13 protein-coding genes and 1 pseudogene are annotated in these 14,909 nt (G+C 34.8%); 8 read left to right on the forward strand and 6 right to left on the reverse strand.

Features of this window, described 5'->3' with window-relative positions; translation table 11 throughout:
* The first annotated feature begins 230 nt into the window (after nucleotides 1-230).
* From F6K18_RS03905 to F6K18_RS03920, 4 genes and pseudogenes are all read left to right on the forward strand, one after another.
* A complete protein-coding gene (locus F6K18_RS03905; protein ID WP_287518837.1) occupies nucleotides 231-1,238 on the forward strand; it encodes a glutathione S-transferase family protein in 1,008 nt (335 codons plus the stop codon).
* 280 nt (nucleotides 1,239-1,518) lie between these two features.
* On the forward strand, nucleotides 1,519-1,620 hold the full coding sequence (locus F6K18_RS03910) for an element excision factor XisH family protein (RefSeq protein ID WP_287518839.1): 102 nt from the start codon (nucleotides 1,519-1,521) through the stop codon (nucleotides 1,618-1,620).
* A gap of 51 nt (nucleotides 1,621-1,671) precedes the next feature.
* Nucleotides 1,672-1,771, forward strand: a pseudogene (locus F6K18_RS03915) (IS630 family transposase); the annotation flags it as partial.
* Nucleotides 1,772-1,952: 181 nt separating this feature from the next.
* A complete protein-coding gene (locus F6K18_RS03920) occupies nucleotides 1,953-2,411 on the forward strand; it encodes a XisI protein (RefSeq protein ID WP_287519099.1) in 459 nt (152 codons plus the stop codon).
* A gap of 271 nt (nucleotides 2,412-2,682) precedes the next feature.
* Here F6K18_RS03920 and F6K18_RS03925 read toward each other — a convergent pair whose 3' ends face one another.
* The 3 genes from F6K18_RS03925 to F6K18_RS03935 form a co-directional block, all read right to left on the reverse strand.
* A complete protein-coding gene (locus F6K18_RS03925) occupies nucleotides 2,683-2,985 on the reverse strand; it encodes a PEP-CTERM sorting domain-containing protein (protein WP_287518841.1) in 303 nt (100 codons plus the stop codon).
* A gap of 822 nt (nucleotides 2,986-3,807) precedes the next feature.
* Nucleotides 3,808-4,665, reverse strand: coding sequence for an amino acid ABC transporter substrate-binding protein (locus F6K18_RS03930; RefSeq protein WP_287274186.1), 858 nt, complete (start codon nucleotides 4,663-4,665; stop codon nucleotides 3,808-3,810).
* Nucleotides 4,666-4,810: 145 nt separating this feature from the next.
* On the reverse strand, nucleotides 4,811-6,577 hold the full coding sequence (locus F6K18_RS03935; RefSeq protein ID WP_287274184.1) for an iron uptake porin: 1,767 nt from the start codon (nucleotides 6,575-6,577) through the stop codon (nucleotides 4,811-4,813).
* Nucleotides 6,578-7,018: 441 nt separating this feature from the next.
* Here F6K18_RS03935 and F6K18_RS03940 point away from each other — a divergent pair, with 441 nt between their 5' ends.
* Entirely contained in the window at nucleotides 7,019-7,210 is a 192-nt protein-coding gene (locus F6K18_RS03940; protein ID WP_287274182.1) for a DDE transposase family protein, read from the forward strand.
* Between the two features lie 22 nt (nucleotides 7,211-7,232).
* On the opposite strand, the gene ctpC is transcribed toward F6K18_RS03940, so the two are convergent.
* On the reverse strand, nucleotides 7,233-8,525 hold the full coding sequence (ctpC, locus tag F6K18_RS03945) for a carboxyl-terminal processing protease CtpC (protein WP_287518844.1): 1,293 nt from the start codon (nucleotides 8,523-8,525) through the stop codon (nucleotides 7,233-7,235).
* A gap of 1,396 nt (nucleotides 8,526-9,921) precedes the next feature.
* Nucleotides 9,922-11,142 (reverse strand): (E)-4-hydroxy-3-methylbut-2-enyl-diphosphate synthase, encoded by a 1,221-nt coding sequence (gene ispG, locus F6K18_RS03950; protein ID WP_287518846.1) that lies wholly within the window; start codon nucleotides 11,140-11,142, stop codon nucleotides 9,922-9,924.
* Nucleotides 11,143-11,263: 121 nt separating this feature from the next.
* On the opposite strand from ispG, the gene F6K18_RS03955 reads away from it, so the two are divergent.
* From F6K18_RS03955 to F6K18_RS03965, 3 genes are all read left to right on the forward strand, one after another.
* Nucleotides 11,264-11,449, forward strand: a complete 186-nt coding sequence (locus F6K18_RS03955; RefSeq protein ID WP_287518848.1) for a hypothetical protein — start codon at nucleotides 11,264-11,266, stop codon at nucleotides 11,447-11,449.
* A gap of 137 nt (nucleotides 11,450-11,586) precedes the next feature.
* Nucleotides 11,587-11,739, forward strand: coding sequence for a hypothetical protein (locus tag F6K18_RS03960; RefSeq protein WP_287518850.1), 153 nt, complete (start codon nucleotides 11,587-11,589; stop codon nucleotides 11,737-11,739).
* A gap of 235 nt (nucleotides 11,740-11,974) precedes the next feature.
* Nucleotides 11,975-12,145: a hypothetical protein gene (locus F6K18_RS03965; protein WP_287518852.1), complete on the forward strand. Its 171-nt coding sequence runs from the start codon at nucleotides 11,975-11,977 to the stop codon at nucleotides 12,143-12,145.
* 983 nt (nucleotides 12,146-13,128) lie between these two features.
* On the opposite strand, the gene F6K18_RS03970 is transcribed toward F6K18_RS03965, so the two are convergent.
* On the reverse strand, nucleotides 13,129-14,592 hold the full coding sequence (locus F6K18_RS03970; RefSeq protein ID WP_287518855.1) for a DUF2252 domain-containing protein: 1,464 nt from the start codon (nucleotides 14,590-14,592) through the stop codon (nucleotides 13,129-13,131).
* Between the last annotated feature and the right edge of the window lie 317 nt (nucleotides 14,593-14,909).

A 14,909-nucleotide genomic window follows, 5' to 3' on the forward strand; every position in this document is an offset into this window, starting at 1 on the left:
GTTTTACATTTAATCAACCTTTTTCCTGATATATCTAGGTTTTCCTGCGGAATGCTACGCAAAGAGCCATTTTTAGCCAGAGCAACGTATTTCCCTTACCCCTACTAGCTTTGAAGGCATTTTAACTGTGAAAAATATTAAAGTACCCCTACTCCCCTACTCCCCTACTCCCCACCCCTAAATAGTATGATAATTATTCAACAAGTATTTTATTTTTTGAGGGGGTAATCATGGGATTAGGTATTTTAATTGATGGTAAATGGGTATCTAAACGAGAACAAGAAGATTCTCAAGGTAGATTTATTCGCCCTAATACTACATTTCGGAATAAAATTACGGCAGATAATTCTAGTGGGTTTAAGGCAGAAACAGGACGTTATCATCTATACATTTCTTGGGCTTGTCCTTGGGCACATCGAACTGCAATTATGCGAAAGTTAAAAGGATTAGAAGATGCTATTGGGTTGTCAGTTGTAGGGGCAGTAATTGACCAAAATAGTTGGGAATTTTCTGATTCTGAATCGGGATGTATTCCTGATACTATTAATCATACTAATTATCTTTGGCAAGTTTATCTTCAAGCTGATGTTAATTATAGTGGGAGAGTTACCGTACCTGTACTTTGGGATAAGGAAAAAAATACTATTGTTAATAATGAATCCCGTGAAATTATTCGGATGTTTGATACTGAGTTTAATGGTCTTGCTAGAAATGACCTGAATTTGTGTCCTAAAGATTTAAAAGATACTATTGAAAAAACTCTTGATACTATTTACCAGCCAATTAATAATGGTGTTTATCGAGCGGGTTTTGCAGGTTCTCAATTAGCTTATGAAGAAGGAGTAAAAGATTTATTTGCTGCTTTAGATTATTGGGAAAATATATTATCAAAACAACGTTATTTGTGTGGCGATCGCTTAACTGAAGCTGATATTTGTATGTTTACTACTTTGCTTCGTTTCGACCTGGTTTATTATGTTCATTTCAAGTGTAATTTACGTCATATTTGGGATTATCCAAATCTCTGGAATTATCTGAAAGATATTTATCAACATCCAGGGATAAAAGAAACTTGTAATTTTGACCATATTAAACGGCATTATTACATGAGTCATCCTAATGTTAATCCTACTAAAATTGTACCGGTTGGTCCGGAGATTGATTTAGATTCTCCTCATAACCGGGCATCAATAGACTTCTCCAGAAAAGATTCTCAAACTATTACCCCGCCGTTCTAAAATTGGCATTTTTGGAGAGGTTTAAGTTAAGGTAAGCATTCATTCTAATAGTGGATTGACACATCTAAAATGGTGCATTAGGTGTAGGTTGGGTTGAGGAACGAAACCCAACCTACATTTTTAGGAACGTCAGTCCAGTAGGGTGCGTTACGTTCCTAACGCACCACGATATATACCCTAAAACTAACCCTAATCAGTGGTGCGTTACGACGCAAGCTGATATTTTACATACAAAACCTAGTTTTTTGTAAGCGTCTAACACACCCTACTGAACTGATAATTGATAACTGAAAATATGCCTGCTAAAGATATTTTTCATAATGCTGTAAAACTAGGATTAGAAAAAGAGGGATGGTTAATGAAGTCAGAAGTTAGAAGTTAGAAGTCAGAAGTTGTTTTTGTAAATAGGGATTTTGAGCAATCCTATGAACAAATGATTAAATCTGTAGGAGCTAAAGTTCTAAATTTATCTCTATATTCTCCTGATTTTAATCCCATTGAATTATGGTGGTCACAATTAAAATCTTTTTTACGGAGCTTTTCTCCAACTACAGCAAAAATGGTTGATAGAATTATCTCTGTGGCAACGCCAGTTAATGAATCCTCAACATTTAAAAAAACTGGTTTGCTAAGTGCTGCTACTGTACCTCATAACAACGGAAAGCGCTGTATTAAATTAATTACTTATAATCCAGAATGGGAGACAATTGAATAATAGATAAAGTAGATAAATATCGGGAAATAATTCAACAACTCATTCAACAAGAATATGCAGGCGATCGCTACACAATAAAAGATGTTGATAGAGAATTAATTTTTGATACTAAAAATCATCATTATCAAATAGTTAATGTGGGTTGGGAAGGCGATCGTTGTATTTATGGTTGTGTTCTACATTTTGATATTAAGGAAGAGAAAATATGGCTACAATATAATGGTACAGAAATTGATTTTGCTGAGGAATTAGTAAAAGCAGGAGTGCCGCATCAGGATATTGTTATTAGACATCTCCAAAAATCAAAAATAAAATCAATTCTTATCCATAAATTATCAATTATTTCTCCCTATTGCCTGTTGCCAGATGAGCTGTTGCCTGTTGCCTCTTTTCTGGAGATGTCTATTGGTTTTCATTCTCCGTTTATGCGTCAGTTTACAGAATATGCTGTAAGTTAATAATATTTCTGAAATCCTATTGAATCAGAATAGTATTTATCTTACTAGCGCGTCTACACTAAAATTGTTGTTAAAACCTAACCCCCCAACCCCCTTCCCTTGTAGGGAAGGGGGAGTTTCTCCCCTCTCCTTGCAGGAGAGGGGTCGGGGGAGAGGTCTTCAGGGATACTGAAATTTACCCACATTTTAAAGCTAGACGCGCTACTACCCTCAGTAGGAGCAAACAGCTATTTGCCCCTACAACTAAATTATTGATACTAGAGGTTTGATATTATTTACCTTTCCTCAAACCATAAGCAACAGCACCAAATATTAATAAACCTATTGCAGAAGTAGGTTCAGGAACTGAAGTATTAGGTTCAGGTTCAGAACCTTCTACTGCTAGTGCAGAAAAATTATCAAATGCAAGTCCAACAGTGTTTACACTTCCCGTATAGACTCCGCCAGAGGTGATGGGTAGTGAAATTTTTCTTCTATTGCGTATAAAACAATAGTCAATACATTCTCTGAAGCACCCAGTCAGAGGTGATGGGTAGTGAAATTTTTCTTCTATTGCGTATAAAACAATAGTCAACACATTCTCTGAAGCACCCAGTCAGAGGTGATCAGTAGTGAAATTTTTTCTTCTATTGCGTATAAAACAATAGTCAATACATTCTCTGAAGCACTCAGTCATATCAAATCCGGTTAAACAGCCATAGAATGCTTAAGTTAGGAGGATTCAGGAGGAGAAAGAATTACAAAGATCAACGTAGTTATGGCGATTGAAGATTTTTTTTATGTCCAATTAAACGGATTTGATATCAGAGGTGATCAGTAGTGAAATTTTCCGACTAGACCGACACACCTTACAGCGGTTTTCATTTCAGTAGACCACAGTAGGGACGTTCCATGGAACTTCCCTACAAGGTTTTGGTTGTGACGATATGGTCGATCAATCTGAAAAGCGCTGTAAATGTTGCCTTAGAAAAAAACGCTCTGCACAATTTTAGCTGTGTTGGTTTACTACTCAATCTTCTAAATTCTGAATATGGTGCATGACAACGGATTGCCAAATCCCTTTCATAGTCTGAATTTAAGCCGTAAATACGCACCCTACTCAATCTTCTAACTTCCGTTTCTTCTGACTCCTGACAAAAAAATCAGCTCAATAGCATCCCCTTTTAAGGGGATGAAAAAAATCAAATTCAGTATTTCAAGTCTCTAACTTGAGCGGTCGGTACTGATAACTGATAAGTGATAAGTGATAACTGGGGGTTGCACATTAAAGAATGATAATAGATTTTAAACTGTACATATATTGAGGAAAGAATTATCCAAAAATATCTACTTTCGGATTTAATCATCCCTGATTGTGCAACGCCGATAACTGATAACTGATAACTGAAATAACTCCCTATTCCTGAGTACAAGCATCATAAATTCTTTGACTATTTTCACTTAGATCGCCCAACCATTTTTGTCTGACTCTTCGAGCTTTTTTATCATTAGCAAGAAAGTCATTAACATACCTCTTCCAACTAGAATTTTCTTCTCCTCCAGGAAGTATAAAGCCATAACCTGCACAAAAAGGACGGCCATTTTGCTGAGGAGTGAGTAAATTATAATCTTCCCCTAACTCAGAGTTCAGTATAAATAATGAACCTAACAAAAGAGTTCCATCGCTGGCAAATCCATTAATTTCACCATCCAATAAAGCTTTTACCCCTTGTTCTCTGCTTAAATATTTATTATCAATTTGTTCATCAGGATAACTTGTTTTAATATCATTTTCATTCGTAGTATTCCTAACTACACCAACTACCCCATTACCAGCTTTCAAATCTTCTTCTTGGGTTTCTTTTTTGACTAAGATTTGTGTTGCTGTAATAAAAAAAGGTGTAGAAAAACTAACGCCGTATTTTTCTTCACGTTCAGCACTAATAGTATTAGGACCACACTCCAAATCTACCTGACCACTTGTTACCATATCCCAACGACTTTGGGTAGTTGATGTAACTAATCTTACCCTAATTGGGTCTAGTTGGTTGGCACTCAGACGTTCAGCTAAAGCATAGGCAATATCTATACAATACCCTGTCCATTTTCCGTCATTTCTGTAGCCAAACCAAGGAGAATCTCCTCTAACTCCTACGAATATCAGCTCTCTTCTAATGATAGTTTCCTCTGTTTGTGTGTGACTAATTTTTTGTGGAAAAATAGTCGCCAAGAATGCTAGGGATGAAACAATCAAAATTTTTAGTTTTTTATTCATTTTTCCTCGTTTGAATAATTAGAATAATTAAACCGCTTCTACTTTGAAAACTATAGTTTTTCTGCCAATACTTCGAGATTGCTTCCTTACATCGCAATGACACATCGGAATAATTAGAAACTTCAGGTTTCAACATGGACGAGGTTTAGAATCTCCAAGTAGCTCGAGTAACAAATACTGTAATTGGGTCATTTCGATCGTCATGCTCTGGTTGTGTTTCGATAAAGAAACCGGATGTTATATCTATATTATTTGAAATTCTATAATTGTAGAAAATTTGAAATTGTATAGAAGTATCTGGATCATCTTCTCCACCATCAATATCTGTTACTTTTGGTTGCTGACCAACGGAAAGACCTAACATTCCATTTTCAAATACTAAGTCATCTATTGCTACCGTTACTGCCCAATTCCAAATATCTGCTTCATCCCCTTCGCGATCGCCTGCTTCTGCTTCAGCATTGCTATAACCAACCCAACCAGAAAAAGTAAATGGTGCCCAGCGATAGCTAGTTTGGAATCCAAAATGGTCTGCTGAAGTTGCCACTCTGCCAAAAGGTCGTTGAGCATTTCTGCTACCTGTAAAACCTGCTACATTAACTAAATCTGCTGTATAGTATGATCTTACATAAGCAAAAGAAAAATCAAAATCTACTGTTGGTGAGACTGTTAACTGAGCATAAGCGCTATTTGTACCGTTAAAAATTCCCCCACCTTCTCTGGGATCGTTGACTCTTCCTGTACCACCACCAGGACCACCTCCCAGATAAGCCACATCTAACCTAAAATTATCGTTAATTTGATAACTATAACCTAAACCAGCACCGCCTACTTGAATATAAATGACGGGGTTGTAAAAAGCGAACAAGGCTATACTTCCTGTATTACCACTGAGTAGTTTGGGATTAAGAGCAGGAGCCATCAAATCGAAGTCAAGTCCAGCAGCTCCTATATAAAGACTCATTTTCGTGTTGAGGGGAAAAATATAGTATACTTCTGTTAATCGCGCTATGTCATTAGGTGGAGAACCTGCGCCTATGAAAGTATGAGCTGTACCTGTATTTACTCCAGGTAAGTCTCCAACTCTTAGCCTAGTTCTCAGGAAGTCTAGACCTGTAAAACTGGTATCAAAGTTCAATGTTACAGCATGACCAAACCCTGTTTGGCTATCATCGGCACTCACTGTAGCACCGTCTTCTCCATCATTACCGAAAGCATCATAAAGGGCCATGGTTACTTGCCCTTTTAGTAATGTTGTGGTAGAAAACTGATTAGCTTCCAGGATATCTGTTCGTGTTTCTAGAGCATTCAGGCGGGATTTAGTATCGGCTATTTCAACCGCAAAATTTGCTTGTAATCGTTGACTTTTAGCTAAGTCTTCTTGACTAATATAACCTTCACCGAATTCTTCAATTAGACTTTGAATAACTTCTAAACATTCGTTAAGATTAGCAGCAAACTCATAACGACTGATGGCTCTATTGCCACCAAATGTAGCATTTGGGGAGGCCAATAGACAACCATAACGTTCTGCTAATCCTTGTAAGGCACTATATGCCCAATCTGTGGGTAGAACATCACTCAGTTGATTGACAGAGTTAACTCGTTCTAGGGGGGGTGGTATTTCGGGAGGCTGATCGAGTCGATTGTATTGTTCTATTTGTCCTAAAGTATCATTATTTTTGTCTGTAACAATATTTGTTTTTTTTTGGTCTAACTCTTCAAGTGATTTCGATGTCTGTGGAGGTTGCTTGAGTGGATTGTATTCCTCTATTGTTTCTAAAATCTGAGCAGTTTGGTCAAGACTTTCACTTGATTGTTGTTTCTTGGCTTCACTACTTGGAGTAATAGACAAGACAAATCCTATGCCTAAAATGAATGGGAATACTGCACCATAAAACTTACGTCCCATATTTTTAGTTTAATAATTTTACTGGAAGTACAAAAAACATTATTATGTTAATATGGTTTGTAACTTTGTTAAGTAAATATTTATATTAATTAGGCTGTAGGTGTTAGGTGGTACATCGTAGGTGTAAATTCAAGAGCTAATACAGGAAACAGATCATGAATTTGGGATATTTCTTCAATAACCCTTAAATATAAAATTTTGATTATGCTTAATTATCTTGACATGATATAAGTACTTTTTGGGCATTGCTGAGGGGGGGATGAATATAAGTGGTAAGTGGGGGCAGGCATCCTGCCTATCCCGAAAATATCAGGAACGGGAACGGGCAAGATGCCCATTCCACAAAACTATTAAAATCATCCCGTATTTATGCAAGGCCACTTTTTGAGTTATTACCAACTGTCTTCTGCCTTTTTCCTTCTTCCCTCTTCTTTTTTTAATATGAATGACTCATCACAAAAATACTATATTATCAAGAAACTAGAGAAAACCTGTGAAATTTTGCCTAGTACACAAGTCGAACAAAAAAAAGGCCCCGACGTTATAGAAACATGGGGTCCATTTGATACTGTTGAAGAAGCGATCGCCCGTCGTGTAGGATTGATTCGAGCAGGAAAATGTCAGCCAAAATAATTAATATAATTAATTTATCAATCTACTTTGTTGTTGACTGAGCTTTATTATTTTGGAGTTTTGCAATCTCTTGATTCAAAATTTCCAATGCTTTTGCATATTGAGGATCGTCAAGAGTACCTATTTTGTCGCGACTTTTCCGCAAAGCTTCTTTTTGTTCATCTGTCAGAGAGATTTCTACATCTGGTTTAATTCCCTCATGGTTAATATCGCGACCGCTCGGGGTGAAATATTTAGCGATCGTCACTGCTAACCCTGCACCTTTACCCACACCACGCACTGACTGCACCAACCCTTTACCAAAAGTTTTAGTACCTACTAATGTCGCTCGCTCATTATCTTGTAGAGCACCAGAAAGAATCTCACTTGCACTTGCCGAACCCCCATCTACCATAATCACCAATGGCTTATCTGTCAAAGACCTATTAGTAGCCTTCTGGCGATCAGTAATACCACTACGGTTTACAGTAGAAACAATATCTCCACGTTCGAGCCACATCCGAGCAATTTCTACGCTAGCATAAAGTAAGCCACCAGGATTAGAACGTAAATCTAAAATATAACCCGATACATTCTGAGTCTCTAACTCATCTATCGCCTCTCGCATTTCACCAGCAGCATTAGCACTAAACTGATTTAAGCGGATATAACCAACTTTACCCAGAGAACTGTCTTTCTGAGAATACTTTACGGGATGAATTTCAATTTTTGCTCTGGTAATAGGAAACTTTATTTCCCTACCTTCTCGTTTAATGGTTAGAGTTACTTGAGAACCTATGGGACCGCGGATCAGACTTACTGCCTGATTTATATCCATCCCCTCAGTGCTTTGGCCATCAATTTTGCTAATAATATCTTTAGCTAGAATACCTGCTTCAAAAGCCGGGGTATCTTCTATTGGTGAAATTACTACTAATTTTTTTGTATCCTGGTCTTGGGTTAGTTGAATACCTACACCTGTGAGTTCTCCAGAAGTGTCAATTTGCATATTTTTAAACTCTTCCGGGTCCATGAAGCGGGTATAAGGGTCTCCTAGCTTTTCTAGCATTTCCCTAATTGCATCATAAGCTTCTTCATCAGTTGTATAAGTTTGATCGAGATATTCAGTGCGAGTAGCTTTCCAGTCTACTTGATTGAAAGTACCATCAACATAAGTTTTATCAATAATTTGCCAAACTTGGTCGATTAATTCTTTAGGGTCGTTATTATTTAATGATGCTTGAGAGGAAAGATGAATACCAGCGCCTATGACAGTAACGCCTGTTAACATCAATGCTGTTGCACCAAGAATTAGCCCACGTTTTGCTATAACCATTTGTTTGTTGAATTAATTTAAACAATAATTACTACATCACTACTATTATGCCTAATTTAGCATAAGTAATATAATCCTTATAATTAGGTTGTTTGAGATTTAAAAATCAAGAAAAGAAAAGGGAATCAGGTAAATCCTCATTAATAAATTTAGGATATTTATAGTGAGTACTTTATTTTGTTTTTATAGTGTATGTCTAGAAAAAAATATTCTTATTTAACTAGAGAAGTTTGGTCATTTCAGTTATCAGTTAACTTTTTCCGAAGGAACTGCGTTAGCCTCTTGACAGTAAATCTTGCAATAGGGAGGTAAGAAAATACTGAATTTTCTTTTCTCTTGGTCTATTTTATATAGCAAGTAATCCTTCCCTACGGGACGCTATGCATTTTTCTCAGCAATATGTTTATAGCAGTTATGCAAAGCAAAAAACTGACACTTTTTATTCCTTTAAAAGGTAAAAGGGGAGTTTTGCAGGGCTATTTAATTCTAAACTGCGCCATTTTATGTATTGACTAAACCACGTTATTTCAAGCTTGAAAAAATTTATCTTTCGCTGTCTGAAAATCAATAAATTCATTGCTAAAATCTAGAATGAAATGACCATAGGAGTTTTGAGACCTAATTTTCATGGTCAAATTTCAGCACTAATAATTGATTCATAAATATCAATAAATATCAAATATGAAAATTTAACTGTTTATTTCCCTAGTATGAGTAGAAGTACGATCGATAATTATTTTTGTTTACTATCTGTAATCTAAATTTAGTATTAACCATTTTTTGAGGTATATAAAGTTATCATCTACTTCTACAGCTCTTAAATATTATTTTTAACTATTTATTTATGCTCAAAATAATATTAGGCTTACTCTCATCTATCAATTACAAACTTTTCTAATTAAGAAAAATCGTATATTTATTGCCAACATTTAAACTCAAACATTGATATTTTATCTGTATCCAAATTCATTAATTGAGATTCCTATTATACCAAACGCAATAAATGTTTTTTACAAATGGTAGGGAGGTTGTATCCAACATCTGTAGGTAAGAAGGAAGAAGGGATAAATATTGAAAACAAAGGAAAAACGATAGAAATAACTATTTAAAATCAACTGGATCGGCTATTTTTAAGCAGATAAAATCTATATTACCTTTTTGTAGCATTCTTTTTTCAAAGTGGTATTAGATTCCTGATAGACAACAAAAATAAGATATCCATCTATACAATTGTTAATTTATAGCATTTATCAAGTTACTGAAGTACAGTTGTTTTTCTTCTTTTCTACTCCCTACTCTCTAAAATAAAACAATTTTATACCTCACACTTCTTAGGAATTGCTATAGCCAAGGAGTGTAATTAAAAATACACTCCCAATTAAACATCAATTATAAACTAAGGTTCAATCCAACGCCCATCAGTTTTAATTAAATTAATTAATTCTTCAACACCTTGAGACTCAGGGACTTTTTTAATTTCTTCCCGTCCACGGTATAAAGAAATATACCCTGCTTGCTTGCCTACATAACCATAATCTGCATCTGCCATTTCTCCAGGACCATTAACAATACAACCCATAACAGCAATATCCAATCCTGTTAAATGTTTTGTTGCCTCCCGCACTTGATGCAGAACATCTTCCAGATTAAATAAAGTTCGGCCACAGGAGGGACAGGCCACATACTCTACCATTGTTTTCCGCAGGCCCAAAGCTTGAAGAATGCCATAACAAACTGGTATCTCTTTTTCGGGTGCTTCAGTTAAAGACACACGAATTGTATCCCCTATTCCGTCTGCTAAAAGTGTACCTATACCAGTAGTAGACTTAATCCGACCATATTCTCCATCACCTGCTTCAGTTACACCCAAATGAAGAGGATAGGCCATACCTAGTTCCTCCATCCGTTTTACCATTAATCGGTAAGCAGCAAGCATAACTGGTACCCGCGATGCCTTTAGAGAAATTACCAAATTGTAGTAGTCTAAAGATTCACAAATTTTGAGAAATTCCAGGGCAGACTCTACCATACCTTCTGGGGTATCCCCATAAGTAAATAACATTCTTTCTGCTAAGGAGCCATGATTAACTCCAATTCGCATGGCTTTATTTTGGTCTCGTAAAGAAATTACTAAAGGTTCGAGGGTTTGGCGGATTTTTTCACCTATTTCCTCAAATTCTGCTGCGGTATATTCGTTTCTGCCAGATTGAGGTTTCTCGAATACATATAAACCAGGATTAATTCTGACTTTATCAACGTGTTTGGCAACTTCTAGAGCAATTTTCATACCATTATGGTGAACGTCAGCTACCAGTGGGACGGGTTTGTAAGTCTGTGTTAATTTCTGTCTAATCTCTGCTAAGGATTTTGCATGGGCCATACTGGGAACGGTAACGCGGACTATTTCGCAACCAATTTCATGTAAACGACGAATGGCAGCTACGGAACCGTCAATGTCAAGGGTGTCTTCATTGATCATTGACTGGACTACGACTGGATGGCCACCACCGATGGTTACATCACCTACTTTGACTGGGCGAGTTTTTCGCCTATGGATAGTTGTGTCAAAGGCGGGTTGATTTGCTGGAGTTTTGGTTGGTTTGGGTAGAGTTTGCATAATATATCGTTATATTTCTGTAGCGAAAGGCTCAGTAATAGATTTTGTCCTATATTCAGATTGCCACATAATTTGTCAATCTTATTAGTCAATAGTCTAAAATTAAAAGTCATATGGATGTTTGAAAAAAGCAAGTGGCAAAAGGCAAGTGGCAAATATGAAAAATGTTAGTTTAGTTGTTTTATTTGAAGCCCTATTTATTCCTTTAGTAATTATATTTATAGGTTCTATTGCTAAGAAATTAGCAAGAGGGAAAGGTTGGGAAAGACAAGATTTATTTTGGGAAATAGAACTTACCAGTGGATAATGGATAATTGATAATTGATAATTAATCTCCAAAAGTTTAAAACCTCTCCTTTTAAGGAGAAAAAAAAATCAGATTTTCTTATATTCTATTCCGTTCCGTAACAGTTTTAACCAGAGGTAATTATCCATTATCAATTCATGAATTTATCTTCTATTACTGGAGGTTTAACACTATTATTTGACACTAATATTAATGCTGATGACGTTCAAAAAGCAGGACTATTTATTACCGAAAAATTAAGGTATAAAGCCTCTCCATTCATGGAGACAAAAGAAAAAAAATCCTTTTAGCCAATCCTCTTAGTTTACAAGAAGATGTAATTATTAATAATTAATTATTAATGATTAATTATTAATTATCGAAGATATCTTTTGGGCTGTTTATCTACGTTTTAAGTTTGCATCAAGAATGGCAAGACGCTAGACCGAGAGAACAATCTTTTTGGTTGATTTTCTTTTCTAATATAATAGGTATAGGGTTAATGAGTTTATTTGTGTTTGGGATTAAGAGGTAACAATTTTAGTTATGAAAGAAGAAGCTAAGGACAGTTATCAAAAAAATGAAGCAGCATCTAGTACAGAAACATCTAGTACAGAAAATGAAAATACTTCTACAACCATAGCTAGTACAGCAATGGTTACAGCATCTCTGATTGGAGCGGGAATAGGGGTAATGCTGCATCAACTCCTATATTAGGAGCTGCTGCAATAAGTGCTGGAGCAGCTTCCGCACTGAAAATTATTCAAAGAAGGGGAAAGGAAAGAAAAGCGACCCAAGAATTAGAGGAATAATGATAGTGATATTAAGTCTTATAGAGTATTTATAAGCAAAATATTAAGGGTCAAATATCGTGATGAATTTACATTAATGGCTAATATTCAATAATTAATACAGGACTTACCGAATAATGAATAATTAATAATGAATAATTAATAATTAAGAGTTGATAGTTAATAATTATTCATTAATTCAGGTTTAAAGCCTCCCCTTTTAAGGGGATAAAATAAAAAAAATCCTTTTAGTCAATCCTCTTCTTTTAAGAAGAGGTAATTATTAATTGTTAATTGTTAATTGCTGAACGATGAGCTAGGAAAAACTAGGATTTGAGTGTGAGATTGTTTCCCTGTGGGTGGCAATGATAAAAATTTGTTGTAATTCGTAAGTCCTATAATAATTACTTCTCTTTAAAAGAAGAGAGTCAATTAAAGTGATTTTTCTCTTTTTTATTCTGAAAATTAGAGGCTTTAAAACTTAATTATTTGGTAAAAGTACTCACTTTTTGATAACTATAGTGTTTTTATTTGAAATGTAAATCTAGATTGAGTTTTTTTCTGATAAAAAAGGTGCGCCGTTCGAGTAACTTATATTCTTATCTTTGCTACTATTTAATGCTGTTTTCCCTCCTTTAATATTTTCTATTCCCCATTTCGTAGCACTTGGTCTCCACATCCCAGAGCAAAACACTATATCGAGACTTTAGTCAAAAACATCTAGAAAATAAACTCAAAAATTTATACCAATTCCCATGCATTAATGCTTAACTTAGGTAACACTTCAGTTATTAAGTAATTAAAAATAGCAGAATAACTTTTTTGCTAATTAGCAGCTCAGTTAATGTTAATTATTCATATCTTTAACTTCCGCTCCTGGCAGGGGTTAGGGGTGGGTTCCCTACTTCCCTACTCCCTATTCCTTTTATTCTCTATTTCTTCAGTCACAAAATTATCATAATCAACTTCAACTTGCTGCGCATATTTAAAGGCTATTTCACGCACTAATTTTCTAAATTCTTCATGCTTACCATCAGTAATTTTTTTTACTTGTTTTTCAAAGGAAGTAGAAACTAATTTTTTATCAAAATCTTTATCTGCTCTAGCATGGTTGGTAGCCAGAATTTTTCCCCATTGTTGAGCGACTTCTATAAAACTGTTTTTATCTATTAAATTTTTAATTTTGAGAGATTTTTTATAGGGAGATATTTCTCTAACAGAATAATCACCAGAAAAATCTCCATCAATAGGATTATTATCTACAAGTTTTATCCATCCTAAAAAGTCATCAGCGTCTTTAATCAGTGCTTTATAAGCTAGAGCATGACGTTGAGCACTATTATTAAATATTTTCCGATAATTAATGCGGTCATATAAGCTGAACAATTCATAAGTAGGTGTCGGTTGAAACTGATATTTAATATCTAGGATATGGTCATCATCTAAAGCATCAGTTTTCCCTTCTATTAATAGATAATAACGTGGTGTTCCGAATGAGCCTAATCCGGCATTTAATCTTTGAGCAACATCTTTAACTTTAAAATATTCTAGGTCATAATTTAGGTTACCAGAAAGGGTTTTACCATAATCTAGCATTCCTGATTTAATAGCGTTTTTAACATCAGTGGCAAGACTCAATTTTTCACTGGAAAAATTAAAAATTATTTGATTTTCTATGACTTTAGTCCATTTATCTAACATTCCTTGTCGTGTTTTTTTAGCAGCTTTTTCTATAGTTTTTTTCACCTCTCCTTTAGTATTAGCTTCTGTAAAATATATTTTAGTTTCTTTGTCATTTCCTACATAAGAAGCTAGGGTATCTAGATAAGTTTCACTAAGGCTATCAACAACTTCTTCTTGTTCGGATTTAGATAGGGTAGAATCATTTGTCACTAAAATAATACTGGTTGCTAAACGCCACAAATCATATTGATAATCAGCAATAATTGATTCGTCAAAATCATTCAGGTCGAAGATAATTTCTCCTTGATCGTTATTATAAGCACCAAAATTATCAACATGACAATCTCCTAAAATCCAAGTTTTCGTATTAGAATTACCGAATTTACTGAGTCTACTATCATTAGCAAAATATTGCCAAAACAAATGATTTGTTGCTCTGTAGAATGCAAATTCTGACTCTTGCATCTGAGCATATTTTTTGTCTTTTAACTGTTGTTTTTCCACTGGATTTGCATTTTCTAAAATTAAATTCGTATTTAATTCAATGGATTGGAATACTTGTTGTTCGCGCCGACTATTATCAATCAGTTGAGCTAAAGTATTAGAAGATAACAATAACCAATTTATAATAATTAGGATAGTTATTACTATTAGATTATTTCCGATCGTATTACTTAATTGATTAATCATTATTAGAGTAATTTGAGTGACATTAATTATATAAGTTAGCTGGCATTAAAAATTATTGTTATGACAAGGCAGATAGGGTAACTGTTGAATTGGTAAAGTTACAAAGGGTACAAGGAAACAAATTTTTGACAAACTTTCTTTTCATCAAATACTTAAGTTTTTTTGTGGCTTATTCTTCTTATTTAGTAATATTCGACCCAGTTATAAGTAAGCATTCAGCCGTCAGCCATCAGCTATCAGCTATTGCTTTTAGTTTACGATCAAAGCTTGATTAATTGTCTTACTACAAAAGTTGGTTCTCTTGACCTTAAAGTCTA

Source organism: Okeania sp. SIO2C2 (genome assembly GCF_010692625.1).
In the GTDB taxonomy this organism is placed as follows: domain Bacteria; phylum Cyanobacteriota; class Cyanobacteriia; order Cyanobacteriales; family Microcoleaceae; genus Okeania; species Okeania hirsuta.

Coding starts and splice junctions, on each gene's coding strand:
- F6K18_RS03905 (WP_287518837.1), top strand. CDS start 231: ATGGGATTAGGTATTTTAATTGATGGTAAATGGGTATCTAAACGAGAA.
- ispG (WP_287518846.1), bottom strand. CDS start 11,142: ATGCAAACTCTACCCAAACCAACCAAAACTCCAGCAAATCAACCCGCC.
- F6K18_RS03970 (WP_287518855.1), bottom strand. CDS start 14,592: ATGATTAATCAATTAAGTAATACGATCGGAAATAATCTAATAGTAATA.
- F6K18_RS03960 (WP_287518850.1), top strand. CDS start 11,587: ATGAATTTATCTTCTATTACTGGAGGTTTAACACTATTATTTGACACT.
- F6K18_RS03940 (WP_287274182.1), top strand. CDS start 7,019: ATGAATGACTCATCACAAAAATACTATATTATCAAGAAACTAGAGAAA.
- ctpC (WP_287518844.1), bottom strand. CDS start 8,525: ATGGTTATAGCAAAACGTGGGCTAATTCTTGGTGCAACAGCATTGATG.
- F6K18_RS03930 (WP_287274186.1), bottom strand. CDS start 4,665: ATGAATAAAAAACTAAAAATTTTGATTGTTTCATCCCTAGCATTCTTG.
- F6K18_RS03935 (WP_287274184.1), bottom strand. CDS start 6,577: ATGGGACGTAAGTTTTATGGTGCAGTATTCCCATTCATTTTAGGCATA.
- F6K18_RS03965 (WP_287518852.1), top strand. CDS start 11,975: ATGAAAGAAGAAGCTAAGGACAGTTATCAAAAAAATGAAGCAGCATCT.